Genomic DNA, 25,548 nt, shown 5'->3' on the forward strand with positions numbered 1-25,548 from the left:
CCGGGCAGCATCGGGCCTCAACAGCGGTTGAGGTCAAGGCTGGCTGAACGAAGCCCGATGGTGGTCGGGTTGTCGCCTTTTAATTGGACGAACGTTCGTTCACTATTTGCGCCATGAGCCGAGCCGACCGCAACGAGCAACGCATCGCGCAGATCCTGCAGGCCGCCCTGCAGTGCTTCCTCGCGAAGGGATTCCACCAGACCAGCATGCGTGACATCGCGCAGGCGGCCGGTGTCAGCCTGGGCAATCTCTACAACCACTTCCCGGGCAAGGAGGCGATCATCCTTGCCGTGGCGGTGGCTGAGAGCGAAGAGCTGGCACCGTTGCTGCAGCGACTGGCCGCGTCCGAAGGCGAGCGCGCACAGGTGCTGGCTTTCCTTCGGGACTTCCACGCACTGTGCCGGCAGCCGGAATGGGCGACGCTCGCCGTCGAAGTGCTGGCCGAGAGCGCACGCAATCCGGCCGTAGCCGAGGCATTTGCGGCCAATCGCAGGCAGTTGCAGGCGGTCCTGGCCGAAGCGCTGCAGCAGGTGGCACAGCGCGAACACCGGCGTCCCGTGTTGGCACCGGCATTGCAGGCGCAGGTGCTGCTGGATGCCATTGAAAGCGATGCACTGCGTCGGGGGCTGGGCGAAGCCGGTGAAGGCGATGAGGCATCGCTGGATCTTGGCCTGCTCGCGCTGCTGCTCGGGGCGCGCGCATGAGTGCCGTTGACCGGCGATTGCACGGCCTTGATCTGGCGCGCTACCTGGCCTTGGCCGGCATGGTGCTGGTCAACTTCCGCCTGGCGATGGCCGTGCCGGCAGAGGGCGCCGGATGGTTGGCAGGCTTCTTCCACTTTCTGGAGGGCAAGGCTTCGGCGACGTTCGTTACGTTGGCTGGCTTGGGCCTGGTGTTGGCCACGCAGCGGCAAGGGTGGTGGCCGGCCAGCGTGCAGACCTGGAGGCGCGCGCTGTTCCTGATGGTGCTGGGCCTGCTCAACCTGACCCTGTTCCCGGCCGATATCCTGCACTACTACGCGGTGTATTTCGCGCTGGCCGTGGTGTGGCTGCGTGCCTCGCCGCGCGTGCTGCTGGCCAGCATCGTGGGCCTGGCGGCCTGTTCGTTCTGGGCGTTGCTGCATTGGGATTACAGCCAGGGATGGAACTGGCAGACGCTGGAATATGCCGGCCTGTGGCAATGGCCGGGCGCAGCCCGCAACCTGCTGTTCAATGGCTTCCACCCGTTGATGCCGTGGCTGTGCTTCTTCCTGCTGGGGATGCTGCTGGCACGGCTTCAGTTGTCGCAGCCGCGGGTACAGCATGCATTGCTGGTGCTGGGGCTGCTGCTGATCGGGGCTGGACATGGCGTGCAGCAGCTTGCGCAGGGAACGCCCTGGCAGGTGTGGCTGGGAACGCAGCCGATGCCGCCGGGACCGGCTTATGTGCTTACGGGTGCGGGTGCGGCCTGCAGTGTCATCGCCGCCTGCCTGTGGCTGGCGCGTGTGCGACCGGGTGACTGGTTGGAGCCGTTCACCGCGGCCGGACGCATGACCCTGACCCTGTATGTGGGCCACATCCTGCTGGGCATGGGCACGCTGGAAAGCCTGGGCCTGCTCGATGGCAGCGCGTCGCTCGCATCGGTGCTGCTGTGGGCGCTGCTGTTCCTGATGCTGGCGACGGGCGCGGCCTGGCTATGGTCGTGGCAGTTCGCACGCGGCCCGCTGGAGACGGTGATGCGGCGCATCGCAGGCTAGTTCCCTAGTCGTGCTGAATCGATGTTGTGACGGACATGTCTGTGCCGCGGCGAACGCATCTGCGATAGTGGTGGCAGGTAACACTTTCCGCTTGCATCCATGTCATTCGCTTCGGCGCAGCATCTCGGCGAAGTCCTGCAACAATCCTATGGCATCACCCCCACCGCCGTGGTGCCACGCCCGGTGGGCGCCGACGCCAATGCCAGCGTGTATCGCGTCGATGCGCGGCACGGGCAGTGGTGGTTGAAATGCCGTACCTACCAGGTCGCCCCAGCGGTGTGGGACAGCCTGCATTGGATGCGCGGCACGCTGGGTATCGATGAGATCGTCGCGCCGTGGCCGGCGTTGACCGGTGGTGCGTCTGTGCAGCGCTGGGGATTGCAGTTCACCCTGTTCCCGTATGTGGAAGGCCAGTCCGGATTCGAGGCGGCGTTGAGCCGCACGCAGTGGAAACGGCTGGGGGAGGTGCTGCGGCGCCTGCATGGCGCGCAGTTGCCAGCGGAACTGCAGCAGGCACTGCCGATCGTACGGCTGGAAACCGCGGCGCTGGAGACCGTCGGGCAATGGTTGGCCGGCGAGGGCCTGGCGGCCGCGAAGGACGGGCTGGGCCGCGCATTCGTTTCGGTATGGGACCAGCAGCATGCGCGCATCGCGGCGCTGCATGCGCAGGCACGGGAGCTGCTAGCGGCGTTGCAGGACGCGCCGGTAGACCTGCATCTGTGCCACACCGATCTGCATGCCGGCAACCTGCTGATGGGCAATGACGGGGGCCTGCACCTGATCGATTGGGATGGTCTGTCGCTGGCCCCGCGCGAGCGTGACCTGATGTTCATCGGTGCCGCTGTTGGCGGGCGCTGGGGTCGCGAGAATCCACTGGGGTTCGAGGAGGGCTACGGCAGCGATCGCGGTGACCCGCGCTGGATCGCCTGGTACCGGCACTGGCGCATTCTGCAGGACCTGATCGAGTTCCAGCAGGTGCTGCTGGGCAGTGACGGGGAGGACCGATCGCCGCAGTTGCGCCGGCAGTCACTGCACTACCTGGGGGAGCAGTTCGCACCGGGCAATGTGTTCGATGCGGCGGAGCGGGTATATCGCGCGCTGGATCAGGTTCCAGGCCGTTGCCAGCATCGCCCCGGGTAGAGTCGACTGTTAGTCGACTGCGCTTCGATTGGAACAGGCAAAGCCCGCGCTGCGCGCGGGAGTCGACTAACAGTCGACTCTACCCATGGCCTGTCCATGCACGACCCGTGGCTTGCCCGTGCAGGCCCCATGGCTTGTCCATGCAGATGGTTTTCATTCGGCGGGCTTGGCTGCTGCAGAGGCCGCCGCGCTTGCGGCGCGGCGCGACAACACGGCTTCGCGGTGGGCGATGTAGGCGTTGGCGGCGAGGATGATGCCGGCACCGATGAGCGTCCAGCGATCCACGCTTTCGTTGAACAGCAGCCAGCCGAGCAGCGTTACCAGCGGCAGCTGCAGGAAGCTGATCGGGGTCAGCGCCGAGACTTCACCGAGGCGCAACGCCCGCGTCCACAGCAGCTGGCCGACGGTGCCCAGCACGCCGGTGGCCAGCAGCCACAGCCACGCCATGCCGGAGGGCCAGACCCAGACGAACAGTGCCGGGACCAGCGACAGCGGCACCCAGAACACGTAGGTGTAGAGCACCACGGTGTCAGCGCTGTCGACACGGGTCAGCTGCTTGATCTGGATCGCCACCAATGAGCTGAGCACGGCGGCTGCCACCGCTACCAGGCTGCCGGCGGTGAAGCCGGCGGTGCCGGGGCGCACGATCACCAGCACACCGATGAATCCAACCACCACCGCGGCCCAGCGGCGTATACGCACGGTCTCGCCCAGCCATAGCACGGCGGCGATGGTGACGAACAACGGCGTGGAGTACGAGAGGGAAACCGCCTGCGCCAGTGGCAGATGGCCCAGTGCCCAGAACGCGCACAGCATCGAACCCAGGCCAATCGCACTGCGCACGAAGTAACGCGGCAGCTGCTGCGTTTTCAGTGGTGCATGGCCGGGGCGCAGCAGCATCGGCAGCAACGCGAGCAGGCCAAAGGCATTGCGAAAGAACGCCACTTCCTGGGTTGGTACGTACCGGGTGGCGTAGCGGATGGCGACGGCCATCAGGCCGAATGCCATCGTGCTGCCGAGCATCAGCAGCGCCGCCCGCATCGGGGTGGCGCTGGGGGAGAGGGCGGGGGTGTTCACCACTGTGCGCCGAGCAGGCGGGGCTCCGGTTCGATCGGCACGCCGAACTTCTCCAGCACTGAAGCGGAGATGCGTCGCGCCAGCGCCAGCAGTTCAGCGCCGCTGGCATTGCCATGGTTGACCAGTACCAGCGCGTGGCTGGGGGCCACGCCTGCATCGCCTTCGCGGAAGCCCTTCCAGCCGCAGGACTCGATCATCCATGCAGCCGAGACCTTGCGCTTGTCGTCCTGCTCGGCCGGGAACACGGGCAGGTCGGGGAAGTGCTGCAGCAGCACATCGACCTGTTCCAGCGGCAGCACCGGGTTCTTGAAGAAACTGCCGGCGTTGCCCAGCACATCCGGGTCGGGCAGCTTGCGGCGGCGGATCGCGATCACCGCGTTGGCCACGTCCACTGCGCTCGGCAGCTCCACGCCCTGTGCCTGCAGTTCCTCGCGGATGCCGGCATAGTCCATGCGCAGGTCGTGCAGCAGCGGCAACTTCAGTTCGATGGCGGTGATCAGGTAGCGGTCGATCTGCTGCTTGAACACGCTGTCGCGGTAGGTGAAGCGACACTGCTCGTTGTCCAGCCGTACCCAGGTTTGTTCCTGGCAGTCCCAGGCCTCGACCGCCTGGATGAACTCGCCGACCTGCGCACCGTAGGCGCCGATGTTCTGGATCGGCGCGGCACCGGCGGTGCCGGGAATCAGGGCCAGGTTCTCCAGCCCGGACAAGCCTTCCTGCAGCGACCACATCACCAGGCCATGCCAGGGCACGCCGGCCCCGGCGCGGATCACTGCGTGGTCAGCGCGGTGTTCCAGGAAACTGATGTCACGGTTGCCGAACACCAGCACGGTGCCCAGCAGGTCTTCGGCGATCAGTACGTTGCTGCCGGCACCCAGTACCAACAGGGGGCCGCTGGCCACTTCGGGCAATGCCAGCACTTCCGGCAGCAGTGCGGCATCGTGCAGTTCCAGCAGCTGCGCGGCGCTGGCCTGCACGTGGAAGGTGTTCAGCGCCTGCAGTGGCGCATTGCGGGTGAGCGTCCAGCGCAGCGGGGCGTTGCCGTCGACGGTATCCATGGGCGCGCTCACAGTGGGGCCACCGCGCCGCGGCTCGGCGCTTCGCGGCGGCGACGGATCGCCTCCACGCATTCGGAGACCAACGCCGGGCCACGGAAGATCAAGCCGCTGTAGCACTGCACCAGCGCCGCGCCCGCGGCCATCTTGGCCACCGCATCGGCACCGGACAGGATGCCTCCCACACCCACCAGCGGTACCGATTCGGGCAGGCGCGAGCGCAGGCGGCGCAGCACCAGGGTGGACTGCTCCAGCACCGGCGCACCGGACAGGCCGCCGGCCTCGTTGGCCAGCGGATCGCCGGCCACCTTGCTGTGGTCGATGGTGGTGTTGGTGGCGATCACGCCGTCCACCTGCAGTTCGCCCAGCACGCGCGCGGCGGCATCGATGTCGCGGTCACTCAGGTCCGGTGCCACCTTGACCAGCATCGGCACGCGGCGGCCGTGGCGCGCCGCGAGGTCTTCCTGGCGGTCACGCAACTGGCTGACCAGCTGGCGCAGCGCGGTCTCTTCCTGCAATTCACGCAGGCCGGCGGTGTTGGGCGAGGAGATGTTGACGGTGATGTAGTCCGCCAGCGGATACACCTTGTCCAGGCAGGCGATGTAATCGTCCACCGCCTGTTCGTTCGGGGTGTCCTTGTTCTTGCCGATGTTGATGCCGAGCAGGCCGCGGCGGTTGCGCGCGCGCTCGACATTGCGCACCAGCGCGTCCACGCCCGCATTGTTGAAGCCCATGCGGTTGATGATCGCGTTGTGTTCCGGCAGGCGGAACAGGCGCGGCTGCGGGTTGCCGGCCTGCGGGCGCGGGGTGATGGTGCCGATCTCGACGAAGCCGAAGCCGAGCGCGAACAGCGCATCGATGTGCTCGCCATTCTTGTCCAGGCCGGCGGCCAGGCCGACCGGATTGGGGAAGGTCAGCCCGAACACCGTGCTGGGCATCGGCGCGATGCGTGCGGCCAGCAGCGGCGTGGTGCCGGTGCGGTAGGCCAGGTCCAGTGCGGACAGGCCGAGGCCGTGGGCGCGCTCGGCGTCGAGCGAGAACAGGAAGGGGCGGGCAAGCGAATACATGCGTCGGTTCAGTCCAGCGTGCCGAGGAAGGCTCGGGTTCGATATTCAAAAGCGACCTGGCCGTCGACCGCGTGGGCGGCGAACAGGTCCTGCAGAGCGTCGATCATCGGCGCGTGGCGAGGATGACCGGATTGGGGTGCGTAGGAGGAGGACAGCAGGCGCCCGCGCAGGGCGTCGAAGTCCAGATGCTGTACGTTCGGCAACTCCACCATGCCGCGCAGGCCGCGGCCGAACCAGGCCTGCATGGTGGCATCGTCCTGGTAGCGCTCGGCCACCGCGGTGTAATCGGTGCCGTAGTCCAGCAGCAGCTGTTCATAGCCGATCAGGAATGGACTGGCATCGAGCAGGCGCGAATTCCAGTAGATCAGTGCCAGGCCACCGGGGCAGAGGATGCGCTGCCACTCGGCGCGCACTGCCACGGTGTCGAACCAGTGGAACGCCTGCGCGACGCTGACCAGATCGATGCTGGCATCGTCCAGGCCGGTGGCCTCGGCGCGGCCATCGACGGCGGAAAAGCCCGGATACTGCGGCGCCAGCCACTCTTCGGCGGCGGCGCGCATGGCGGCGTTCGGCTCGACCGCCACCAGCGGATGACCGCTGGCCAGAAACTGACGGCTGGAAATGCCGGTGCCAGCACCGATGTCGGCGACACGGGCCTGGTGACTGACATCCATCGGGCCGTGCAGCCATTCCAGCAGCGCGGGCGGGTAATCGGGCCGGTAGCGGACGTAGTCGGCGACGCGGCTGCTGAAGCGTTCAGTGCTGTCGGAGGTGGTCATGGCGTCAGTTCGACACCGCGGCCAGCCACGCCAGGCCACCGAAGAACAGGATGAAGACCAGGATGGCGGCAAGTACCGCGCCGACCATCACCCAGCCCAGCACCAGGCCGGTAACGGCCAGGCCATCACCTTCCAGTTCGTGCGGGCGGCGGCGGATCTCGGCGCGGGCCATGTGGCCGGTGATGATGGCCACGATGCTGGCCACGAAGGGCAGGACGGTCCAGCTGGCGATGCCCATGACCAGGCTGACCACGGCCAGGGCGCTTGTCTGTCGGGGTGCCACGCTCATCGGGGTCCTCCTTGGCAGTGTGCACATGATAGTGCCTCTGCCCAGGCAATCCCATGCCCGGCGGATGCGATGGCAGGCGTGGACCCTGGTGGGCGAACGAGGTGCCAGCCCTGGTAGGCGCCGACCTTGGTCGACGAAAGCCATTTCAGCAGGGTAGGCGTCGACCTTGGTCGACGAAAGGCATGCCAACCAAGGTTGGCAGCTACCGGAGTGCCGGTATCAGCCCATCAACACCTGGCCGCCATCCACGTTGAGCACGCTGCCGGTGACCCAGCGCGCCAGCGGCGAGCACAGGAACAGGGCGGCGTCGGCAATTTCGCGCGGATGGCCGAAGCGGCCGAACGGAATCTTCGCCAGGGTGCCGTGGTACAGCGCCGGATCTTCGGTGCGACGGCGATCCCACAGGCCGTCATCGAATTCAATCGAACCGGGGGCGATGGCGTTGACCCGGATCCGGTCCTTGGCCAGCGCCAATGCCTGCGACGTGGTGTAGTGCGACAGCGCGGCCTTTGCGGCGGCGTAGGGCGCGCCACCGGGGCGTGGCTGCTGTGCGGCAATCGAGGACAGGTTGAGGATGCAGGCATCGCTGGATGCGCGCAGCCACGGCAGTGCCAGGCGCGAGGCCCGTACCGCCGCCATCAGGTCGATCTGCAGGCTGGCGGCCCAGCCATCCTCGTCGTCGGCCATGCCGTAGCCGGTAGCGTTGTTGATCAGTACATCGATGCCGCCGAGTGCATCGGCAGCGGCCTGCAGCCAGGCCTGGATCTGGCCGGCGTCGGCCAGATCGGCGGAGACGGTATGCAGTGGGGTGCCCTGTGCCTGCGCATCGGCACGCAGGGCATCCAGGCCGGCCTGGCCACGTGCGCAGACCGAGACCTGCGCACCGGCGCCGGCAAATGCCAACGCCATTTCACGACCGATGCCCTTGCTGCCGCCGGCGATCAGCACGCGGCGACCGGTGAAGTCGAGGGTCGGAGCCCCATTGGGGATCCGGCCCTGGGCAGGGGTCAGATCCCCGGAGGGGCTCTGACCCGCAGCCATGGCAGAAACGTCTGCCATCACAGATCGAACTTGATGCCCTGGGCCAGCGGCAGCGAGTCCGAATAGTTGATGGTGTTGGTCTGGCGGCGCATGTAGACCTTCCAGGCGTCCGAACCGGACTCGCGGCCACCGCCGGTGTCCTTCTCGCCACCGAAGGCGCCACCAATCTCCGCACCGGACGTGCCGATGTTGATGTTGGCGATGCCGCAGTCGCTGCCAGCGGCCGACAGGAACTTCTCGGCAGTCTTCAGGTTCTGGGTGAAGATCGAGGACGACAGGCCCTGCGGCACGCCATTCTGCATGTCGATGGCTTCATCGAGGGTGTCGTACGGCATCACGTACAGGATCGGCGCGAAGGTCTCGTGCTGGACCACGGCATCGCTGTTCTTCAGGCCGGAGACAATCGCCGGCAGCACGAAGTTGCCGGCGCGGTCGATGCGGGTGCCGCCGGTTTCGATGGTGCCGCCGGCCGCCTTGGCCTGGGCGATGGCATCGAGGAACTGCTGCACGGCGCCATCGCTGTTCAGTGGGCCCATCAGGTTGGCCGCATCGGTCGGGTCGCCGATCTTGCCTTCGACCTGCTTGTAGGCCTTGACCAGGGTGGCCAGCACGTCGGCGTAGATCGAGCGGTGCACGATCAGGCGGCGGGTGGTGGTGCAGCGCTGGCCGGCGGTGCCGACAGCGCCGAACACGATGCCCGGCACGGCCAGCTTCAGGTCGGCGGTTTCGTCCAGGATGATGGCGTTGTTGCCGCCCAGTTCCAGCAGGCAGCGGCCGAGGCGACGCGCGACCTTCTCGTTGACGGTGCGGCCGACCTGGGTCGAGCCGGTGAAGCTGATCAGCGGCACGCGACGGTCATCGACCATCTTTTCCGACAGCGCGGTGCCCGCATCGTTGATCAGGAAGAAGATGTCCGGGAAACCGGCTTCGCGCAGGGCGTCGTTGCAGATCTTCAGCGAGGCGATGGCGGTCAGCGGCGTCTTGTTGGACGGCTTCCAGATGCACACGTCGCCACAGATGGCGGCCAGGAACGAGTTCCAGCTCCACACCGCGACCGGGAAGTTGAAGGCAGAGATGATGCCGACCAGGCCCAGCGGGTGGTACTGCTCGTACATGCGGTGGCCGGGGCGCTCGGAATGCATGGTGTAGCCGTACAGCATGCGGCTCTGGCCCACGGCGAAATCGGCGATGTCGATCATCTCCTGCACTTCGCCGTCGCCTTCCGGCTTGCTCTTGCCCATTTCCAGCGCCACCAGCGAACCCAGGGCGTCCTTGTGCTTGCGCAGTGCTTCGCCGCACAGGCGCACGGCTTCGCCGCGACGCGGGGCCGGCGTGGTACGCCAGATCTTGAAGGCTTCCTGGGCGCGGGCGACGACGGTCTCGTACTCGGCCTCGGTGGTCGCGCGGACCTGCGCGATCGGCTCGCCGGTGGTCGGGTTGACCGGGGTGATCAGCTCACCGCTGGTCGCGCTCGACCACTCCCCGTTGCCCAGGTACGTGCCAGCGTTGATCGCGTCCAGGCCAAGGGACTTGAGCAGCTCGGAAGACATGCAGACTCCTGTGTTTCGTTACGTTGTTTGGTGCCATCGCGGGCAGGTGGGGGGCGCGATGAACTGAATCGCCGATGGTAGCAGAGCGGCCTGTCCGGCCATGGTGCAACGCGCCAGCGCCGCCGTGTGGAGCACGAATGCTTGGAGGGCAGGGTGTGTTGCCTGTAAACTTCCCGGCTGCATGGCCCCGTAGCTCAGCTGGATAGAGCGTCCCCCTCCTAAGGGGAAGGTCGCCCGTTCGAATCGGGCCGGGGTCACCAGAATCAATAACTTAGGAAGACTCAGTAGCGAGCATTTCCCACTGTTTCCTGCATATCCACAGGATTTGGTCCCAGTGGTCCCAGCGCCGCGGATCAGTACTTGAGCTTCGCTACGGCGCCGTCGTCGCCCTCAGGAGTTAGGTGAGCGTAGAACTTCTCGGTCGTGGCGTAATCAGCGTGCCCGGCCAGAATCTGCACCCGTCGCAACGGAACCCCGGCGATCACCATGTGGGCGCAGAAGGTGTGCCGCAGCCGGTGGAGGCTGCCACCGATTCCCGCACGTTTGGCATCTGAGGCGAACCAGTCGGACAGCGTGTCCCTGTGCACGGCCACCAGCGGATCGGGTAGGTGGCGAAGCGCCCAGCGTGCATACCGATTCAGCGGCACCTCGCGCCACTTGCCCGACTTCGTGCGTCCCTGGCCATCTTCGTCTGGATCGCTTTCGATCCTGAGCCTGCACCCGGCCACCGCATCCTTGCCCATTCCAACCACCTCGCCGAGACGCAGACCCGTGTGGGCCATGAACAGCCACAGGGGTGCCCGGGCCGGGTTCGCCCGGTACAGCTTGCGCATCGCGGCCCGGTCGTAGAACCGCACCGCCACGCTACGAACGCCTCGCGGTGCCCGGGTCTCCTCCAGCGGGTTGAAGTCCAGTTCCTTCCACTGCACGCCACGCCGAAACGCGGCCTGCAGCCTGCGCACTTCCTTCCCTACAGTCTCTGGTGAAACCCTGTCCTTGGTCAGGCGGTCCGTCTTATACGACTCCATTTCCATCGGGCGCAGCGTATCGATGGGGCGGTGGCCGAAGCGGGCCATGAACAGCCGAACCTCGCTTTTGGCCTTGCCGTGCGTGGTGGGATGCTCGGCCTTGTACCACTCCAGGTAGGGCTCCAGGAAGTCGCGGACCGTGGGCAGCCGGGGAAGGATGCGCACTCCATGGGTCAGCTCCGCTTCTTTCGCTGCTCGTACGCCCTCAGCTTCGCGTGGGCTGACGCGACCAATGGCGACACGGCTTCGCTTGCCGCCTTCCCGCCAGTTGAGGTACGCGGCGCCATCGCGCTAGAAGATTGTGACCTTGACCATTGCTTGGAGCCGTAGATTGCAGAGTAGAGGGCAGCCTTCTCGTAGAGCTTCTTGCCCATGAAGTTTCGTGGTTCGATGCCGTAGTCGGCGATGTTCGAATCGAACTGGCTTCGTGACACCCCGCAGTAGTGCGCGGCCTCGTCCACGGTCAGCCAGTCCTTTCCGACGATGTCCAGCTTTTCAGCAGCTCCCATCGGGTCCTCCTTCAGTTCGTTGCCAGCGCAGCACGCAGCTGCTCGGTGGCGGTGTTCATGCGAATAGGTTCAGTTGAGCCGGCAGCGTCGGCGGCGGGGCTGCGGTCGCGTGTTCAACGGTCGCTCGGGATCTGCCATGCCCGAGTCGCTCCATTTGCACCACAAGTCGCGCTGCGTAGTTCTCGTTGTTCGTGATGAACCATGAGAGCTGGGCGGCCCTGAATCTGTCCCCGGCGTGGCCACGCAGTAGCAGCGCATCCCGCTCTTTGCGCAACTCCCGGATGTGATGGATCGTTTGGGAGTAGGCACCGGGCAAACGCCGGCGGTCGTACTCATCCTCATCAGCGTCAGGCACGCGTGCTGCGTCCTGGCCGATCATCGGAACATCTCCAGTTGCTGCGGCACGGTCGGACGACGGATGGCGTAGGGGCTGGGATCTCGCTCGTTGAGCAGGTCATGGGCTATATGGAAGTGGTAGCCCCGGCCGTTCATGTCGGTGATGCAGACCATCGGGAAGTAGCAGACCGCGATGGCCCCGGAGCAGAACAGGTAGTAGCCGCGACCACACGGCGCGCGGCCGCCCACGGTGCTGCTGTCCAGCATGTCGCGCGTCCAGCCGGCGGCAATGCGGACAGCTACCGCGTTCGACGCGATCTCCCATGCTTCGTCTCGGTCCATGATCCGCGACGACACCATGCCCATGATTCGCAGCGCAGTCTCCATATCGCCCGTAGCAAGCGCCTGAAGCGCCTGCCCGCGGGCGTCCCACAGGCGAGCATCCTGGGAGATGATCGAGTCGAGTTCGACCCCCGACATGCTGGCCAGCTGCCGGCCGACCTCGCGGTGGACCATTGCAGCGGTAAACTGCTGGTCAGCCATGGGCCATCTCCTCTGGCCGAATTGGCATGGCAGAATGCCCGCCAGTCCACAGGGGGATAAGAGAATGAGCTGGTGGAATGGCCTCAGTACATGCTGGCCACCGGGTGAGGGCGATTGCGTTGTGTGGTGGGACGCCTGGGCCGCAATAGGGACGGTCGGTGCTGTAATTTGCGCACTCTCGCTTGCGACGCTCGATGGAAGACGACGCAAGAAGGAGCTTGAGGGGCGCTCCCGCTGGATCGCTATGGAGCTGCTCAGGCCGATTCGGGCATGGCGCATGGACGTTGGGGTACTGGCCCAGGCCATCGAGCTCGACGACTTCAAGATGATGATGTCCATCACCAATGGACAGTATGGAAAAGCGTTGGAAATGCCCGCTGGTGTCTCGCAGTTCCGCGCCGATGTATATCAACTTGGAGTCATTGGAGAGGCGCTCGCCCAAGCTTGTTTCCTGATTGGTGAGATCGCCGACGACTGGCACAGCATCTCCGCTTTTGTTGACGGGAAGCCTTTTGAGGGGGAGGACCCTCAGAAGATGCTGAAGGACGCGCTGTTTCGATCTACCCAAGCGGAGAAGCTCTTGGGTACGTGTGAGCGCGCCATCGTGAAGCGCTTGAACTCTTCCCGATGGTTGTTTAAAAGCTAGCTCGGTGCGAGCTTGCTCCGGGGTGTGTCCGATAGCTTTTGCATTCGCGAGCGTGTGCGGGATGCCGACGGCCATGGCGGCGAAGAAGTGGCACTGCCGGTATCTAGCGAGGTCTGCGGGTTGAACATCGGTGATGCTCCCGGTGTCGACGTGGCCAGGCGGAATGAGCCCGGCCTCGACGAGGTTGCGGATCCACTGCGCTGCGTAGGGATCCCATTCGCTGTAGTAGTTCACGCAGCCTCTTCCTCCAGCTTGAATAGGAGGAGGGGTTTGCGATACATCGTCTTACTTTCAACAGCAGAAAAGACGGCGAAATGAACACCTTCTACGCTGGCCACTTCAACGTGGACATCGAAATCACCGGTGACGGTCCCTTCGTAGCAAGAGGGACGCTGCGTCCTCTGTGGTCTCAGGAGCCGCTTAGAAGCGTCCTTGGGCAAGGCGCGACGGAAGCAGAGGCGGTGGCTGCCGCCCGCGAGCTGGCGAACGCTGCTGCAACCGAGATGTCGCTGATGGAGCGCTACCGGCGCTATATTGATTGAGCCCCGTACGATCGGCGATAGACGGGCAGTTTCTCTGACGCACCAAGGGAATTCGCGCTCAGCCATTGCCCACCGCCTGGCTTTCGATCAGGGCCATGTCGGACTTGCATCCCTCGCTGCGAACGATGGCAGCAGCCAGGGCGCGCTTCAGGGTGTAGACCCGGTCGTTCGGATGGATATAGGTCATGGCAGAATCGACTCCAACATGGATAGGGGGGGAACAGCGATGGCTCTGGGATTCGGTGAATGCCTTTCGATGAAGGCGGAGTGCGCGACGTTCTGGGCGGGATGGGGAGTCATCGCCACTGCAGCTGTGGGTGTGGTAACCGTTCTGGTTGCCCTCCTTGCGTGGCTCACCTCTAGAAGAGCAGCAAAGATTGCTGAGCAGGCAACCAGAATCGCCGAGCGGCAGCATGAAGATGTGGCACGCCTTAGTCGCGAGACCGGGCGAATCGTTGGAAGGCTTCTCATTGCCGAGGTGGCTACCATCACGCCGCGAGCTGCCCGAGTGGCGAGAGCTATGCGGGAGGCGCCCGACGGGCATGGCGAGAGCATTCGCTACTTGCACGGCACCTACTACGATCAAGCTATCTACGAAGCTCGCCAAGACCTCCTGCCGACTGCGGAGTCGGTTATTGAGCGCATCCACACGCTTCCAGCTTCGTTGGGGCCCGATCTGGCCGCGCTCATCGCAGCGTGCAGAACCCTCAAGGCACTGGCAGAGAGAGTCGACGTGAACGCCCTCCGCACGACTACTACCACTGCTGGCAAGAGCACTAGCTATGTAGATGTGAGCAGGGTGCTCGTCGACTGGCTCAACCTGCAGGACCAGGCGATCTGGATACTTCGCTTCAGTGCCCAGTTCTCTGATGAGTTTCACTCGTTTGTGGGAGTTCCCAAGCGTGACTACGCCCACAACTTGGAGGAGTTCTCCAGCTACACGATTCACTAGGCTCAAGCCGCCACCCCCATCGCCATCAAGTCGATGTCGTCCACCTTCTCCCGCAGGCAGCGGCGCGCGCGGCGCAGGTGCCCGGCGATCACCGCGCGGTCCTCATGGGCGAGGTGATGGCGCTGCCGTCAACGGTAGGGAATCGGCCCCAGGCGAAGCCCAGGGTCTCCTTCGGCGCACGGCGGGCGATGTGGCGGCTCATGGCTGCGCCCCGGCTGCGGCAAAGGCGCTGAGCGCTGCCAAGACGCACTTCTCGCAAAGGTGTGCCGTTGCGCTTTCACGATCGGGCGGTTCACCTACAGCAACACCCGGCTGGAGCCGCCGCCGGTCAGCACCGTGCCGCCCAGCGTGCAGCCGCCGCCGGCGAATGTGCGCATGTCGTCCCATGTGGTGATCGACCAGGGCATCGCCACACCGGTGCTGACCATCGAGTGGGACGCAGCCGCCAAAGCCATTGCCTACGACGTGGAATGGCGCCGGGACGACCTGAACTGGGTGCGTGTCGGGCGCGTGGGCACGGCCAGCGCGGAGGTGCGGGGGATCTACGCGGGCAAGTACCTGGCCCGGGTGCGTGCGGTGAATGCACTCAATGCCGTGTCGCAGCCGGCCCTCAGCGTCCTCACGGACATTCAGGGCAAGACGGAGCCGCCGCCGGCGCTGACCTCGCTGACGGCCGCGTCGGTGGTGTTCGGTATCCAGTTGGCCTGGGCGTTCCCGCCTGGGGCAACCGACACCGAACGCACCGAGATCTGGCGCAGCCCCGGACCGAGTCTGGAAAGCGCGACGAAGCTGGGCGATTTCGCCTATCCCCAGAACCGGCACCGGCTCGATGGCCTGGCCGCCGGCGCGAAGTTCTACTTCTGGGGCCGGCTGGTGGATCGCAGCGGCAACATCGGGCCGTGGTATCCGGCCGGTGCAGGCGTGGTGGGCGAATCGAGCGCCGACGTGACCGAGTACGACGCGTACTTCTCCGGCCTCATCAACAAGAGCGCGCTGGGACAGGAGCTGCTGTCGGAGATCGAGAGCATCAGCAGCATCGTCCCGTTGATCTGGGTCGCCGATGCGACGTACGAGCCGGGCCAGACGGTGGTGCGCAACGGCAAGATCTGGTTGTGGACTGACGCCGCCCCCGGCAATGAGGAGCCGCCCGGTACGAAGTGGAAGAGCGTGGGCGACGCCGTCGCCGAAGCCGGTGCGTTGGCCGGGCGAATCGATCAGCTGGAGCTGGACGTTACGGAGATCGATGGCAAGGTCACCGCGGTGGGCAACCGGGTGGACGGCCTGGTCGCGCAGTACAGCGCCGAGCATGCGGGCGATGAGGACTGGAACGCAGGCGATGAGGACTCGTTTGCCGGCACGATCACCACGCTGACGGTCACCGGCAGTGGCGACTATGCGCTGGGCCGGCGGGTGGACACCAACGAAGCAGCGGTAGGCGAAACCCGGTCGATGGTGCAGGCGACCAGCCAAGCCCTGGTGGACGTGAATGGCAAGATCAGCGCCTCCTACAGCCTGAAATTGCAGATCGCCGCGAACGGCCAGTACTACGCGGCCGGCATGGGTATCGGCATCGAGAACCAGCCGGATGGCAGCTACCAAAGCCAGGTGCTGTTCACCGCCGATCGCTTTGCATTCGTCAACCTGGTCAACGGGCAGCTGACCTCGCCGTTCGTAATCCAGGGGGGCCAGACCTTCATCAACCAGGCGCTGATCGGAACGGCGTGGATCAACACGGCCAACATCGCGGATGCGGCGATCACCAACGCAAAGATCGGTGGCGTCATCCAGTCAGACAACTATGTTCCAGGGCAAACCGGTTGGCGAATCAGCAAGGACGGTGGTTTCGAACTGAACGGGAACACGCCAGATGGCTACAAGTTGCGCGTGGTCAATCAAGGCGTCTACGTCTATCACCCGAACGGAGTTCCAGCTGTTGAAGTGGGGGTGTTGTTGTGACCCTAGTCGGGCTCCGCATACGACGAGCTGATGGCTACGTGGAGACCACGGTCACCACCAAGCTGTCCAAGATGATAGGGTCGTACAGATTTCCGCTCTACAACCCGGTCAACTCCAACAACAAATGGGTGGCCCCGCCAGAGGCGAATGGCGGGCTCGTCGTCAACGATTTCTCCGGCGGCGAGCCCTTCTACTACTTCACCTGCGAGGGGCAGCGATCGGTGTACGGGATGCTGGTTCCCTCCGTCACCGTGTCAGGCAACAGCATCAACTGGTCCTGGGATCCTGACGTGGTGAACTATCACGTCAGGATGGAGATGTTCTTGAGCCAGTCGATCACCAACACCGTGGGCGGCATCACCCTTCACTACGGGATCTACAGCTGATGGCCGTCGGACTTCGCGTGCGGAACCAAGGGACCGGGCAGATCCAGATCGGTGCTGGCTATCGAAACCTGCAGTTGGCTAAGTCGGGAACCCTCGACACTGGTTCCTTTCAGGGCAGATCCACCGGTGGATCCCCCCCCCGTTCGCCTCTTCGTCTCCCTATGGGTTGCTGGCGAGCACTGCCGGAACAACCAACCTGCACGTGGTGAGGTACATCAACGACAGCGTCGCGTTCATCACTGGGTTTTCCATTGTCCAGTCGGGTTTGAGCTGTTACGTGTTTGCAGCGAATAATGCTCCGAACAAGACGTTGGAGTACTACACGTTCGACGCTACCGAGCGGGCCGCTTCAGGGCCGGTGGGGCTACGCACGCGCGGGGAGGACGGGTCAGTCTTCTATGACTCCAGGCGGAAGGGGTTGCGCGTGCTGCAGGTTGTGCCGCTCCCGCCGCCGCCGGTAAATACGCCGTTCGTTGAGGTCGGCCAGTTCTTCCCTGGCACCAAGATTGGCATCGCCATCCCATCTCCCAGGTTCTATTACGCATCAATATCCCAGGACCGGTGTACTGCCTACGCCGATGCTTTCCACATGACGAGCGACAATAGAATCTTCATGTCGAAGCATGAGACGTTCTCGCAGACCCTTATCACCAACACCTTCCCGGTGGGCGGGGTGACGATGGGGCCGCAGAACGCCACGATCTTCATCGTGGACCTGACGGAAGTGCCGCTGGGGTTCGGCTGACACAGCTACGTTGTAGCTGTGGGAACTAGGTCATGTCGCGGACTTGCCAGTCCAGCTAGGATGGTCAGGCGAGCAAGATGCTCGCGATTAAAGAAATGGAGATGTCCGTGAAAGCATGTCTTTTGGGAATTTCGTTGATTCTGGCAGCCGGTAGCGCAGCGTCCGCTCCTGCCAGCCAGTCCGATCTGTCTGGTGTGGCAAACGCAGCAGTTCAGATGAACCCGACGCTGGCTGTGCCGCCTGGCGTTACCTTGAGCGAGGTCGTCCGTATCTACAGACCTAACCTTGGCTCACACGTGAGCGTGAACTGGGACTACGGTCTCTACTTGCGGGATGGGTGGCACATTGAGGGAACTTTGGGATTCATCTCCTTGACTCCCTTTGAGAACAGCTTGCCGATCCGCGAATGTGTCTCGCATACTCCCTGGGACACCTTCAGTAGCACCGACGTGAACTGTGAGGGGCAGCCGATGCTCCCATACTCGCATCTGCGGGGCTACATCTCGCAAGCCCAGTTGCCAGGTACTGTTCCCCTGTACCGCTGCCGCCATCTCTGGGAGGGGAAGTCGCGGCATTTTGATACCCTTCGCGCGGATTGCGACGGGGCGCCTGGCGCTATCCTTGACGGTCCTTTGGGTTACGTCTTCATGTGATCGCCTGCTGCCCAGCCATGGCTGGGCAGTTCAAGGTACGGGCAATCGCAGATTCTCGCCGTTGTTCCGCGGCGACGTGTTGACCGTGCGACTGACGCGGGAGGCCTCCATCACCGGCGGCTAGCTAGTCGTCCTTTCGTATCCACGCGAACATGTGGGGCACATAGTCTGCCTTCCCCAGGGGGATGCCGTTGTGGCGTAGGATGCAGTAGGCGGTTATCAGGTGGAAGTAGAACTGAGGTGTTGCCCAGTTCGCTGCGTACTCCTCGCCCTTCATATCGAAGGCGAGGCCATCGGCTAGTTCGATCGCAACATGACGCGACGCGCCGGCATCGATCTCTTCCGCTTCACTGGTGGTCAAGTACTCCAGCGTTTGGTCTATGAGCGCACGTGCTTCGTCCATGTCGCTCGGAGGCTGGAGTGTCGGCAGGGGCTTGCCACCGAGACGGCTGATCACTTCACGGGCTTGGGTGCATACGAACTGAATCTGCTTGGCAAGGGGGTGCATATCTGGCGCCAATCGCGCTAACAGCAAGTTGCCCGGATCATATCCGAGGGTCTTGGCGTGGGCCTCGGCCTTTTCCAGTTGACCTCGGAGGGCGCGGAGCATCTGTGCTGAGCCACAAACGTTCAGTTGATGAATGGACATCGGGCTACCTTGTTTGCTGGAAACCTAGGCGGAATCGCTGGACCTTAGCAATTCGACGATCTTCTTGGCTCGGATGCATCGGGTTCACTGGACAGAACGGGCATAGAACATACATTTTTGGCTGACTTGAGGGGTGGCCAGACATCCCTGCATGGGTCTAGCGTTTTTGGTTCGGCGCGGCGCTTGGGGCCGCAGGCCGCTCGACCGGGGCGCGTGAGGAGCGGCTCGCCGACAAAGAGTCGAACCAGGCTCGACCCTGCGATTTTGGCAAATTGACGATTTCGTCCAGCGCCGATCAGTCGCCGGTGGGCGGCGCGGCAACTGGCTTCGGTGGCAACAGCGGTGGTGCTTCGGCAACGGCAACTGGGCAACCGTAGGTGCCAGCAACGTCCATGTACAGGCTGTAACGCTGGGTTGAAGCAAAACCCAAGCGCCATTCGGGATTGAACAACGGCCTGGGCCCAGGTGAAAGGCCTAGGTCCATCGGGAGGTTCAGAACTTCGTCGCCAATCATCACCGGCGTGGTTGCTTCCACGTACTGGATATCTTCGCTGCCTTCGGTGGTGATCACGTTCTTGCGCCGTATAGCAGCTGCCGGTGGGCGCGCGGGCAGCGTTCCGCGCGCCTGGAAGCCACCGTTGAATCCGGTATCCACCTTGACCAGCACATTCTGCTTGCCGGCACGGATCGGATAGCGGACGTCATACGCATCGCCCCACAGCGAGGATAGTGTCGCCATCCGTCGCGCGCATGGCACCGGGCTGGCAGCGGCCTGGATCACAAGGGCGTTTTGGTTGATACGCACCCGTCCAAGCGCGCGCAACACGTCCAGGCCGATGCGCGGTAGATCGTCCTTGCCCAGCACTGCAAAGGAGACATCGCGCACCAGAACACTTCCGATGTCCAGAGTCACCGGCGACGCCAGCGCATACACCGCCCCAGCCTTTCCATCGGCAACCATGAAACCTTCGGTGAGTTCCAGCCCGAGTTCGGCTGCCAGCGTGCGCCCGATGCGCGAATGCGCTGCGCCACTGTCCACGTGTACGCGCAGCTCGCGCTCACCGGCCTTAGTGCGAATCTTCAGGCTGAGTGTCGGCAGTTCGTTTTGCAATTGGATGGGAACATGGATATCGCTTGGAGGTGTTTGTGCCGCCAAGGCAGTGCGTGGCCAGGCTGTGAAGCGCTCGAAATGCGGCTCGCTGATGCCCGCTAGGTGGATGTCGCCCGCTTGCTGTTTGAGCATTGGGCGGATATCGCGGTCCAGCAGCGTTCGAACTTGGATCATCTGCGTCGCCCATCCGGCAATATCGCCCTGGATGAGTAAGTTGCCTGCCAAGGAGGCCGCACATAGGTACTCGATACCTTTTACCTGTTCGCGGGGCTCGTTGGCCACCGCCTGAAGACATTGCTCGGCGGCCTTGCTGGAGCGGTCGATTTCGCCGCGGACACGGTAGAAGCCTGTCTGGCCAAGCAGCCCCTTAGCGCCCTGCGTCTTGCCCATCGCCTGCAGCGCGCCCAGTTCAGCACGGCGTACGCTGCGGGTATAGCCGTAGGGATCGCTCAGTTCACCCTCGGGTGTGTCGGCTGTCGCAGCTGAAGCCACTGCCGTAACGAATAATGCACTCACGCCCCACCAGCGTCGATTCATTGAGGTTGCTCCCTTCTACCCGGTTGGAACCTAGCATGGCGGCCATCACGACTTCCATCGCCGCCGCTCGACCCCTGAACGACGGTATATGGGTTGCCTCGTGGATCAGCAAGGATGGTCCGGGCGGGCCGTTCCGCTGGTGCAGCAGCTACGCAGCGCCGCGCCGGTTCAGATCCAGTGGGCAGTGCTCCAGCCATAGTCTCGGCTTGCCAATGGACGCGCCCCATGAGCATCCTCAATGTTCTGATCAGCCGTGACCAGCTTGTCATTGCAGTAGATACGCTTGCGGAGGATGCGCTTACCGGTGCCCACTCTGCTGGTGCCAAGATGCTCCTGATACCGCAGCACAACGTGCTGCTGGCGGCGAGAGGTGCGGCCCAGTTTTTCCTGAAGATCTACGAGCTGGTCCTGCAGGCTAGCTTCCGTGCGGATTTCTCCATTGAGAAGCTGTCCGCCGAGATGGGATCAGTAATGGACCAGCTGTGGCTGAACTACGAGAGGGCGGCGGCGGAGGCTGACCTACCAATCGAACAACTGGGGACCGAGATCATCCTGGCCGGTTGGTCGTCGGGAAGTGGCCGGATGATGGCCACTGCCTATGCCAAGAGCAACAGTCGGCGCGCAACCACGGTCCAGCCGATTGGTGGCCATTTCGCATCACCTGGTGATCCACTTAAAGGTGTCGCGCCCAGCATGCTGCAGTCCGATCTGATGACGGCTGGGCGGCTCCAGGCCAACTACCTCAACGAGCAGATGGGCCGGCAGGTCGCTGGTGGCCGTCTGCTAATCGGGTTCCTTCAGCAGGGCCAGGCGGTCGTGAAGGACCTAGGGCCGATCTGGCGATTAGGGGCAGGAAGCTGGACGAATCGGTCACACTAGGCCGGAGAGTAGTCCGGCCGGCCGTGCCCGGGGCGTGTAGGCCAGCGGGAACCAAACTGTGACGGCATCCCATGGGTCAGCACGCGTCGTGAACATGTGTAGGCATAGGCTTCACAGTCTCTAGAGGATGACGGAGCCGGCCGTGCCAAATCGAGCGGTGGTATTTGTGAGTGAGGCGATGCCAGGGCTCGACAGTGCTCACCTTGTAGGGCTGATGGCGGACGCGAGGCGGTTCAACCGGGATGCAGGGGTCACTGGCGTGACCCTCTTCGATGGCAGCCGCTTCTTGGCGTACATGGAAGGCCCGCCAGATGGCTTAGATGTGGCCTTCTCCAGAGCCGCGGGCTCAACCAGCCACATTGAACTGATCGAGCTGGCCAGGGGGCGGGTGGGGCAGCGTCGGCTTCCATACTGGCCGATGCGTTTGGTCCCCGTATCGCCTGGAGAACTTTTGATGTTGGTTCGTGCTGACTGGATCGGCTTCCTCCAGCGCGGAGCCGAGCGCACGCCGCCAGCGACAGCCATGGAGATGCTGGGTGCGCTGGTCGAACCATTCGCCGAGGCTGCCTGAGCAAGGACGTTCCGGCGGCCAGCATCAGTCAGGGCAAACGCTATGCCGAGCGGTGGTGTGCGGCCAGGCTCTACCCGGAGATGCGCCTGCGCGCGGCTGTGGCGCGGCTGACTGACACCACGCCGATCCAGCCGGCACCCCCACCACCTGGCCTGCCGCCGACCCGCGAGCAGCAGCAACAGGCCCGGCGCCTGGCCGAGGCCGGAGCGAAGGAGGTCGAGCGGATCAAGGCGGCACTGGCGCCACGCAAGCCGCCGGCCGATACCAAGCCTAGGGCGAAGGATCCGATGAAGGCTTGGGTGACGGCAGGGCGGCGAACGCAAGGGCAGCCCTAAAAGGTAGCGCCCGGATAGACCGGGCGCTATGCATCAGAACAGGCTCAGCTGATGCGGGTAAGAGCGCCAGTGCTGGCAAACATGCTCCAGGCTGCCGAAGCGAATCCTGGTGTAAGCACGCACGCGCACGCTCTTGGGCTTGGCTGCAATGCAGTCCATGGCCAAAGTCCTCTAAGGGGCTTTGGAGGCGATATTTGCCCGCAGCCTAAAACGGGTGTTACAGTCCGCCCGTCTTTAAGAGACAGCTGCAGGTGGCAGAGGGACGCTCCACTGCCATGCCAGAGCCCGATAGCGTTGCCGCGCTATTGGGCTTTTTTTGGGGCCAGTTGACATGACTGTCAGCAAGAGCCAACATCATCCGCTCGGCCGAAATCTATGTTGTTCGGGGATGGCGGGTGAGCACCATTTGCATCCTCCATACCGAGTCAGCCCCTTCGGTTCGGGTCAGGTCCATCACCTGCGTTACTCCTCCTCTGACGCGGTTGCACCCGCGTCAGAGGGTTCAAATTTGATATCGCGACGCGCCGGTGCGTCGATGTAATTGCGACCACGTTCCGATAGCACGTACCGTCCGTCTGCTTGCAAGTCCAAAAAGCCGTACTTGGTTCGATAGGCGTACAAGAACGTGCTAAGTGAAGCGCGATTCATTTTGATACCGCGTCGCTCAGTGAACGCGAACGTTGTATCTGATGTGGCTGGGGCGCGCAGAAAGCGCAGGAGCTCAATTGCCTGTGCCGAGACTTGACGCTTCGGCAACACGAAATCGCCACTTTCGGACCTATGGACGCTTTCCCCTTTAAGTGGGTTCAGCATCGTTGGTCCTGGTGGTGGAGCAAAAAAGAAACTGGGCAGCGCAGCTCGCCCAACGAACGGCCCTGGCGGTGGCAGTGGCGGTGGCGGGACGAGTGTAGACGCCGTCGACCCGGACTGTACGGATGGATCAGTCTCAGCAGTAGGCAGCTTTGGAAGCGGCGGAGTCCCTGGATAAATCGGAGGGGAGTAGGTAGCTAGCGAGGGCGGCGCGGCAACTCGCGTCCGAACTTCCTCGCTTTCAACGGTGTACCAGTCCCCGCTGTCCAATCCCTTTAGCTTCCGTTCCAAGGCTGCATCGACATCGTCCGGTTCAGCATCAGCCAACCCCTCCAGCGCCGCGATGCGCCCGCGGCAAGCCGCGATCCGCTTCTCATACTCGGAAATCTTCGCGCGCTCCATAGCGATGGCAGCGGCATAGGGGTTGTTGAGACTGTCCATGATGCGAACTGTACCGCCCAGCTCAGCCAAATGGAAGCGTGATTCGGGATTCGGTCACGATTTCGCATGTGACCTTGGTTCTCGTCGCACTTTTATTAAATAAAATCAACAGCATACAAATTCATTTTGATGATTTGAATCATCTGACGTGGGGTGTCCGGTGATCTGGGGTGATCTGGGATGACCCACAATGAAGTCGCATAAGCTGAGATTCCCGCCGCCACGACTCGATTCGGTTATTCTTCGTTCATTAGATAGTTGGCCCAAGCTGCCATCAGGGATCACCGCTTTTCGAGCATAGTTCCCCTTTTATAGGCGGCCTTCGCCTTGTCGCGAATCCGATGGGCGAGTGCGGCTTCCGACAGGTCGTCGGGGAAGTCGGTGGTCTCGCTGGACCAGTCCTTGAACGTCGATCTGAACCCATGGACGGTAACGTGGCGATAGCCCATACGTTTCAGTAGGGCGAGCATGGCGTTTTCGCTTAGAGGCTCATTGCTGACATCGTGGTGAACAGAAGACGGAATTCTGTGTCGGCCTGGTCAAAATGGCTTCAGGCTTACTCTCGAGCCTCTGTCGCAGGACGAGTTGGACCGACCCATGCTGATCATCGTAGGGTCCGATGAGCGCTAACTGAGGGACGCCCGCAAGGCCTGGGTGTGGGTAGGGCTACAACAGCTGCGGCGGGGTGTTTGAGCGAAGCTGGACCCAAGCCGGTCCCAGCAGTCTTGCAAGTCATTGATTTAACGCGCGGTGGAAGCCCCCTCCTAAGGGGAAGGTCGCCCGTTCGAATCGGGCCGGGGTCACCAGAATCAGTCACTTGCGACGATTGGTGATCGTGTGGCGCTCCTTGTTCCACGGCACCTTCCAGTGCTTTGGTCGCAGTGGTCACAATGGCCAGTCAACAGGCGGCCCTCGCCACGAAGCCGTCCTCCCCTTCAGGCATCAGGTGCGCAGAAGGGCCCAGACTGTCGAGCCTGTCATATTTGCCCATATACCTGCGGGGTAGACTCGGTTGGCACGCATGAGGCGTGCACTACGCCAATACCGAGGACGATAGTCATGTTGAAGGGATTGAAACCTCTCACCGCTGCCGCCGTGTGCCTGCTCGGCCTGTCTGCCTTTGCCCAGAGCGCTGCTGCGGCACAATGGGTAGACAGCGGCCGCACCGCGTACGTAAAGACCAGTTTCTTCGGCAGTTTCGTCTACCACACCTGCGACTCCAGCGGTGCGCAGATCCAGGGGTATCCGGGTAGCTGCGGCAGCGATGCCGGCAGTGGCTGGACGTCCAACTACACGGCCTCCAGTGACCTTGCCAACAGTCAGCTCATGGCCTGCAACCACAATCCGTTCCAGCTCGGCTCGGCCTGCTACGGCCTGGCGTATGCGATCAATGGCCAAGCGTACGCTGGCGGGCTGCCTGCCGCCTGCAATCTTGGCGCGCGCGCGGTGGTCACCGCGTCCAGCATGGAAACCGTCGAGATCCAATACGAAGAGCTCGACGTGGACACCATCGAATCGGCACGCGAGTACGTCTGCCGGTAAAGCGCCGACAGGTCGCCGCCGTCGAGTGCGGCGGCTTCCTGCAGGGGACATCCGTCCCACGCACTGTTACCGCAGCCCAGTTCGCGCAAGCACGTCCGCTGCAAGCGCCTGCTCATCACCCTGCAATCCAGGCAGCGACCGCGGCAGGTTGACGGGACCACACAGGCATCCATATGCCCGCACAGTTGCAGCCGGTTCAACCTCGGCATTACCCGCGTATCGCTGGCTGGCTCGATTCGGTTGCAGCGACGTAACGCTGGGCTGGCCCGGGCGTTGCGTTTCCTCTGCTGCCTGAGGCATTCGCACGGGCTCTTGAACTGGCCGAGCGCCCGGGTTGGGTGCTGTTGGACGGGGAGGGTGCTTGCATGGGGTTCGGCCAGTACTGGTTGACCGCGCCCGGCACTGCCCACCTGGGCCGCATCATTGTCTCGCCGCAGGCGCGTGGGCGCGGCCTGGGCCGGGTGCTGATGCAGTTGTTGTGTGCCGAGGCCCTGCGGTCGCCGGATGTGCAGCGCCTGAGCCTGCGTGTCTATCGTGACAACGTCGCAGCGTTGGCGCTCTACCGCGATGTCGGCTTCCAGCCGGTGGAAGATGCCTCGACGCTGGAATTGTTGTTCATGCTGCGCAGCGAGGGCTGAGCCGTG

General features: G+C 63.7%; 29 protein-coding genes, 2 tRNA genes and 1 pseudogene. 17 read left to right on the plus strand and 15 right to left on the minus strand.

Going from position 1 to position 25,548, the window contains the following annotated elements; translation table 11 throughout:
• The first annotated feature begins 113 nt into the window (after positions 1-113).
• From ACSYAO_RS08895 to ACSYAO_RS08905, 3 genes are all read left to right on the plus strand, one after another.
• Positions 114-704, plus strand: coding sequence for a TetR/AcrR family transcriptional regulator (locus tag ACSYAO_RS08895; RefSeq protein ID WP_076738961.1), 591 nt, complete (start codon positions 114-116; stop codon positions 702-704).
• Complete coding sequence (locus tag ACSYAO_RS08900; protein WP_076738962.1) at positions 701-1,735, plus strand: DUF418 domain-containing protein; 1,035 nt, start codon at positions 701-703, stop codon at positions 1,733-1,735. The genes ACSYAO_RS08895 and ACSYAO_RS08900 overlap by 4 nt, the downstream gene beginning before the upstream one ends.
• A 99-nt stretch (positions 1,736-1,834) precedes the next feature.
• Complete coding sequence (locus ACSYAO_RS08905) at positions 1,835-2,875, plus strand: aminoglycoside phosphotransferase family protein (RefSeq protein WP_076738963.1); 1,041 nt, start codon at positions 1,835-1,837, stop codon at positions 2,873-2,875.
• A 153-nt stretch (positions 2,876-3,028) separates the two neighbouring features.
• Here the strand turns inward: ACSYAO_RS08905 and ACSYAO_RS08910 are convergent, their stop codons facing one another.
• From ACSYAO_RS08910 to amaB, 7 genes are all read right to left on the minus strand, one after another.
• Positions 3,029-3,916 (minus strand): DMT family transporter, encoded by an 888-nt coding sequence (locus ACSYAO_RS08910; protein WP_032966688.1) that lies wholly within the window; start codon positions 3,914-3,916, stop codon positions 3,029-3,031.
• A gap of 32 nt (positions 3,917-3,948) precedes the next feature.
• A complete protein-coding gene (murB, locus tag ACSYAO_RS08915; RefSeq protein WP_076739012.1) occupies positions 3,949-5,010 on the minus strand; it encodes a UDP-N-acetylmuramate dehydrogenase in 1,062 nt (353 codons plus the stop codon).
• Between the two features lie 8 nt (positions 5,011-5,018).
• Positions 5,019-6,074 (minus strand): quinone-dependent dihydroorotate dehydrogenase, encoded by a 1,056-nt coding sequence (locus tag ACSYAO_RS08920; protein ID WP_005409365.1) that lies wholly within the window; start codon positions 6,072-6,074, stop codon positions 5,019-5,021.
• An 8-nt stretch (positions 6,075-6,082) separates the two neighbouring features.
• Positions 6,083-6,853: a class I SAM-dependent methyltransferase gene (locus tag ACSYAO_RS08925; RefSeq protein ID WP_049396305.1), complete on the minus strand. Its 771-nt coding sequence runs from the start codon at positions 6,851-6,853 to the stop codon at positions 6,083-6,085.
• A gap of 4 nt (positions 6,854-6,857) precedes the next feature.
• Positions 6,858-7,142, minus strand: a complete 285-nt coding sequence (locus ACSYAO_RS08930; RefSeq protein ID WP_005413144.1) for a DUF4190 domain-containing protein — start codon at positions 7,140-7,142, stop codon at positions 6,858-6,860.
• A gap of 219 nt (positions 7,143-7,361) precedes the next feature.
• Positions 7,362-8,201, minus strand: coding sequence for an SDR family NAD(P)-dependent oxidoreductase (locus ACSYAO_RS08935; protein WP_076738965.1), 840 nt, complete (start codon positions 8,199-8,201; stop codon positions 7,362-7,364).
• Entirely contained in the window at positions 8,201-9,733 is a 1,533-nt protein-coding gene (gene amaB, locus ACSYAO_RS08940; RefSeq protein WP_012480007.1) for an L-piperidine-6-carboxylate dehydrogenase, read from the minus strand. The genes ACSYAO_RS08935 and amaB overlap by 1 nt, the downstream gene beginning before the upstream one ends.
• A gap of 183 nt (positions 9,734-9,916) precedes the next feature.
• On the opposite strand from amaB, the gene ACSYAO_RS08945 reads away from it, so the two are divergent.
• Positions 9,917-9,993, plus strand: a tRNA-Arg gene (locus ACSYAO_RS08945).
• Between the two features lie 93 nt (positions 9,994-10,086).
• On the opposite strand, the gene ACSYAO_RS08950 is transcribed toward ACSYAO_RS08945, so the two are convergent.
• Genes ACSYAO_RS08950 through ACSYAO_RS08965 form a run of 4 tightly spaced genes read right to left on the minus strand, consistent with a single transcriptional unit; the run spans position 10,087 to position 12,149 of the window.
• A complete protein-coding gene (locus ACSYAO_RS08950) occupies positions 10,087-10,926 on the minus strand; it encodes a tyrosine-type recombinase/integrase (protein ID WP_224481845.1) in 840 nt (279 codons plus the stop codon).
• A gap of 8 nt (positions 10,927-10,934) precedes the next feature.
• Positions 10,935-11,270, minus strand: coding sequence for a hypothetical protein (locus tag ACSYAO_RS08955; protein WP_224481846.1), 336 nt, complete (start codon positions 11,268-11,270; stop codon positions 10,935-10,937).
• Between the two features lie 55 nt (positions 11,271-11,325).
• Positions 11,326-11,649, minus strand: a complete 324-nt coding sequence (locus ACSYAO_RS08960; RefSeq protein WP_076738967.1) for a hypothetical protein — start codon at positions 11,647-11,649, stop codon at positions 11,326-11,328.
• Positions 11,646-12,149, minus strand: coding sequence for a hypothetical protein (locus tag ACSYAO_RS08965; RefSeq protein WP_076738968.1), 504 nt, complete (start codon positions 12,147-12,149; stop codon positions 11,646-11,648). The genes ACSYAO_RS08960 and ACSYAO_RS08965 overlap by 4 nt, the downstream gene beginning before the upstream one ends.
• Before the next feature lie 64 nt (positions 12,150-12,213).
• On the opposite strand from ACSYAO_RS08965, the gene ACSYAO_RS08970 reads away from it, so the two are divergent.
• Together ACSYAO_RS08970 and ACSYAO_RS08975 are read left to right on the plus strand one after the other, a co-directional pair.
• Positions 12,214-12,795: a hypothetical protein gene (locus tag ACSYAO_RS08970; RefSeq protein ID WP_139338710.1), complete on the plus strand. Its 582-nt coding sequence runs from the start codon at positions 12,214-12,216 to the stop codon at positions 12,793-12,795.
• A 314-nt stretch (positions 12,796-13,109) separates the two neighbouring features.
• Positions 13,110-13,337, plus strand: coding sequence for a hypothetical protein (locus ACSYAO_RS08975; RefSeq protein ID WP_076738970.1), 228 nt, complete (start codon positions 13,110-13,112; stop codon positions 13,335-13,337).
• A 58-nt stretch (positions 13,338-13,395) separates the two neighbouring features.
• On the opposite strand, the gene ACSYAO_RS08980 is transcribed toward ACSYAO_RS08975, so the two are convergent.
• Entirely contained in the window at positions 13,396-13,524 is a 129-nt protein-coding gene (locus ACSYAO_RS08980; RefSeq protein ID WP_258013616.1) for a hypothetical protein, read from the minus strand.
• 39 nt (positions 13,525-13,563) lie between these two features.
• Here ACSYAO_RS08980 and ACSYAO_RS08985 point away from each other — a divergent pair, with 39 nt between their 5' ends.
• The 5 genes from ACSYAO_RS08985 to ACSYAO_RS09005 all read left to right on the plus strand — a co-directional run bounded on the left by ACSYAO_RS08985 (position 13,564) and on the right by ACSYAO_RS09005 (position 18,029).
• Positions 13,564-14,289: a hypothetical protein gene (locus tag ACSYAO_RS08985; RefSeq protein ID WP_076738971.1), complete on the plus strand. Its 726-nt coding sequence runs from the start codon at positions 13,564-13,566 to the stop codon at positions 14,287-14,289.
• 375 nt (positions 14,290-14,664) lie between these two features.
• Positions 14,665-16,245: a phage tail tip fiber protein gene (locus tag ACSYAO_RS08990; RefSeq protein ID WP_229298731.1), complete on the plus strand. Its 1,581-nt coding sequence runs from the start codon at positions 14,665-14,667 to the stop codon at positions 16,243-16,245.
• A gap of 38 nt (positions 16,246-16,283) precedes the next feature.
• Positions 16,284-16,631, plus strand: coding sequence for a hypothetical protein (locus tag ACSYAO_RS08995; protein ID WP_065183267.1), 348 nt, complete (start codon positions 16,284-16,286; stop codon positions 16,629-16,631).
• A 205-nt stretch (positions 16,632-16,836) separates the two neighbouring features.
• Complete coding sequence (locus ACSYAO_RS09000; RefSeq protein ID WP_318317906.1) at positions 16,837-17,376, plus strand: hypothetical protein; 540 nt, start codon at positions 16,837-16,839, stop codon at positions 17,374-17,376.
• A gap of 77 nt (positions 17,377-17,453) precedes the next feature.
• Entirely contained in the window at positions 17,454-18,029 is a 576-nt protein-coding gene (locus ACSYAO_RS09005) for a hypothetical protein (RefSeq protein ID WP_076738973.1), read from the plus strand.
• Positions 18,030-18,153: 124 nt separating this feature from the next.
• Here the strand turns inward: ACSYAO_RS09005 and ACSYAO_RS09010 are convergent, their stop codons facing one another.
• Together ACSYAO_RS09010 and ACSYAO_RS09015 are read right to left on the minus strand one after the other, a co-directional pair.
• Positions 18,154-18,678: a DUF1993 domain-containing protein gene (locus ACSYAO_RS09010; protein WP_076738974.1), complete on the minus strand. Its 525-nt coding sequence runs from the start codon at positions 18,676-18,678 to the stop codon at positions 18,154-18,156.
• A 295-nt stretch (positions 18,679-18,973) separates the two neighbouring features.
• A complete protein-coding gene (locus ACSYAO_RS09015) occupies positions 18,974-20,326 on the minus strand; it encodes an aspartyl protease family protein (RefSeq protein WP_076738975.1) in 1,353 nt (450 codons plus the stop codon).
• A gap of 225 nt (positions 20,327-20,551) precedes the next feature.
• Between ACSYAO_RS09015 and ACSYAO_RS09020 the strand changes: the two genes are divergently transcribed.
• From ACSYAO_RS09020 to ACSYAO_RS09030, 3 genes are all read left to right on the plus strand, one after another.
• The gene (locus ACSYAO_RS09020) at positions 20,552-21,205 is read left to right on the plus strand and encodes a hypothetical protein (RefSeq protein ID WP_076738976.1); all 654 of its coding nucleotides are present in this window, start codon (positions 20,552-20,554) and stop codon (positions 21,203-21,205) included.
• A gap of 142 nt (positions 21,206-21,347) precedes the next feature.
• Positions 21,348-21,776 carry a BLUF domain-containing protein gene (locus ACSYAO_RS09025; protein ID WP_076739013.1) on the plus strand — a complete coding sequence of 143 codons (429 nt, stop codon included), beginning with the start codon at positions 21,348-21,350 and terminating at the stop codon, positions 21,774-21,776.
• Positions 21,777-21,856: 80 nt separating this feature from the next.
• On the plus strand, positions 21,857-22,111 hold the full coding sequence (locus ACSYAO_RS09030; protein ID WP_224481848.1) for a hypothetical protein: 255 nt from the start codon (positions 21,857-21,859) through the stop codon (positions 22,109-22,111).
• A gap of 1,532 nt (positions 22,112-23,643) precedes the next feature.
• On the opposite strand, the gene ACSYAO_RS09035 is transcribed toward ACSYAO_RS09030, so the two are convergent.
• Positions 23,644-23,832, minus strand: a complete 189-nt coding sequence (locus ACSYAO_RS09035) for a hypothetical protein (protein ID WP_076738979.1) — start codon at positions 23,830-23,832, stop codon at positions 23,644-23,646.
• A 232-nt stretch (positions 23,833-24,064) separates the two neighbouring features.
• Here ACSYAO_RS09035 and ACSYAO_RS09040 point away from each other — a divergent pair.
• From ACSYAO_RS09040 to ACSYAO_RS09050, 3 genes and pseudogenes are all read left to right on the plus strand, one after another.
• A tRNA-Ser gene (locus ACSYAO_RS09040) sits at positions 24,065-24,168 on the plus strand.
• A gap of 253 nt (positions 24,169-24,421) precedes the next feature.
• Positions 24,422-24,904 carry a hypothetical protein gene (locus ACSYAO_RS09045; RefSeq protein WP_076738980.1) on the plus strand — a complete coding sequence of 161 codons (483 nt, stop codon included), beginning with the start codon at positions 24,422-24,424 and terminating at the stop codon, positions 24,902-24,904.
• Between the two features lie 173 nt (positions 24,905-25,077).
• Positions 25,078-25,542, plus strand: a pseudogene (locus ACSYAO_RS09050) (GNAT family N-acetyltransferase).
• The last annotated feature ends 6 nt before the right edge of the window (positions 25,543-25,548 follow it).

It is taken from the genome of Stenotrophomonas sp. STK16_22 (genome assembly GCF_051984505.1).
Lineage (GTDB): Bacteria > Pseudomonadota > Gammaproteobacteria > Xanthomonadales > Xanthomonadaceae > Stenotrophomonas > Stenotrophomonas maltophilia_A.

Excerpts from the sequence above, each read along its gene's own strand:
- ACSYAO_RS08930 (WP_005413144.1), bottom strand. The coding sequence starts at position 7,142 with ATGAGCGTGGCACCCCGACAGACAAGCGCCCTGGCCGTGGTCAGCCTG.
- ACSYAO_RS08900 (WP_076738962.1), top strand. The coding sequence starts at position 701 with ATGAGTGCCGTTGACCGGCGATTGCACGGCCTTGATCTGGCGCGCTAC.
- ACSYAO_RS08935 (WP_076738965.1), bottom strand. The coding sequence starts at position 8,201 with ATGGCAGACGTTTCTGCCATGGCTGCGGGTCAGAGCCCCTCCGGGGAT.
- ACSYAO_RS08990 (WP_229298731.1), top strand. The coding sequence starts at position 14,665 with ATGTCGTCCCATGTGGTGATCGACCAGGGCATCGCCACACCGGTGCTG.
- ACSYAO_RS08970 (WP_139338710.1), top strand. The coding sequence starts at position 12,214 with ATGAGCTGGTGGAATGGCCTCAGTACATGCTGGCCACCGGGTGAGGGC.
- ACSYAO_RS09020 (WP_076738976.1), top strand. The coding sequence starts at position 20,552 with ATGAGCATCCTCAATGTTCTGATCAGCCGTGACCAGCTTGTCATTGCA.
- ACSYAO_RS09015 (WP_076738975.1), bottom strand. The coding sequence starts at position 20,326 with ATGAATCGACGCTGGTGGGGCGTGAGTGCATTATTCGTTACGGCAGTG.
- ACSYAO_RS09045 (WP_076738980.1), top strand. The coding sequence starts at position 24,422 with ATGTTGAAGGGATTGAAACCTCTCACCGCTGCCGCCGTGTGCCTGCTC.
- murB (WP_076739012.1), bottom strand. The coding sequence starts at position 5,010 with ATGGATACCGTCGACGGCAACGCCCCGCTGCGCTGGACGCTCACCCGC.
- ACSYAO_RS09010 (WP_076738974.1), bottom strand. The coding sequence starts at position 18,678 with ATGTCCATTCATCAACTGAACGTTTGTGGCTCAGCACAGATGCTCCGC.
- ACSYAO_RS08905 (WP_076738963.1), top strand. The coding sequence starts at position 1,835 with ATGTCATTCGCTTCGGCGCAGCATCTCGGCGAAGTCCTGCAACAATCC.
- ACSYAO_RS08980 (WP_258013616.1), bottom strand. The coding sequence starts at position 13,524 with ATGACCTATATCCATCCGAACGACCGGGTCTACACCCTGAAGCGCGCC.
- ACSYAO_RS08965 (WP_076738968.1), bottom strand. The coding sequence starts at position 12,149 with ATGGCTGACCAGCAGTTTACCGCTGCAATGGTCCACCGCGAGGTCGGC.
- amaB (WP_012480007.1), bottom strand. The coding sequence starts at position 9,733 with ATGTCTTCCGAGCTGCTCAAGTCCCTTGGCCTGGACGCGATCAACGCT.
- ACSYAO_RS08975 (WP_076738970.1), top strand. The coding sequence starts at position 13,110 with ATGAACACCTTCTACGCTGGCCACTTCAACGTGGACATCGAAATCACC.
- ACSYAO_RS09035 (WP_076738979.1), bottom strand. The coding sequence starts at position 23,832 with ATGCTCGCCCTACTGAAACGTATGGGCTATCGCCACGTTACCGTCCAT.
- ACSYAO_RS08910 (WP_032966688.1), bottom strand. The coding sequence starts at position 3,916 with ATGCGGGCGGCGCTGCTGATGCTCGGCAGCACGATGGCATTCGGCCTG.
- ACSYAO_RS08960 (WP_076738967.1), bottom strand. The coding sequence starts at position 11,649 with ATGATCGGCCAGGACGCAGCACGCGTGCCTGACGCTGATGAGGATGAG.
- ACSYAO_RS09005 (WP_076738973.1), top strand. The coding sequence starts at position 17,454 with ATGCTCGCGATTAAAGAAATGGAGATGTCCGTGAAAGCATGTCTTTTG.
- ACSYAO_RS08985 (WP_076738971.1), top strand. The coding sequence starts at position 13,564 with ATGGCTCTGGGATTCGGTGAATGCCTTTCGATGAAGGCGGAGTGCGCG.
- ACSYAO_RS08920 (WP_005409365.1), bottom strand. The coding sequence starts at position 6,074 with ATGTATTCGCTTGCCCGCCCCTTCCTGTTCTCGCTCGACGCCGAGCGC.
- ACSYAO_RS08955 (WP_224481846.1), bottom strand. The coding sequence starts at position 11,270 with ATGGGAGCTGCTGAAAAGCTGGACATCGTCGGAAAGGACTGGCTGACC.
- ACSYAO_RS08925 (WP_049396305.1), bottom strand. The coding sequence starts at position 6,853 with ATGACCACCTCCGACAGCACTGAACGCTTCAGCAGCCGCGTCGCCGAC.
- ACSYAO_RS09030 (WP_224481848.1), top strand. The coding sequence starts at position 21,857 with ATGCGCCTGCGCGCGGCTGTGGCGCGGCTGACTGACACCACGCCGATC.
- ACSYAO_RS08895 (WP_076738961.1), top strand. The coding sequence starts at position 114 with ATGAGCCGAGCCGACCGCAACGAGCAACGCATCGCGCAGATCCTGCAG.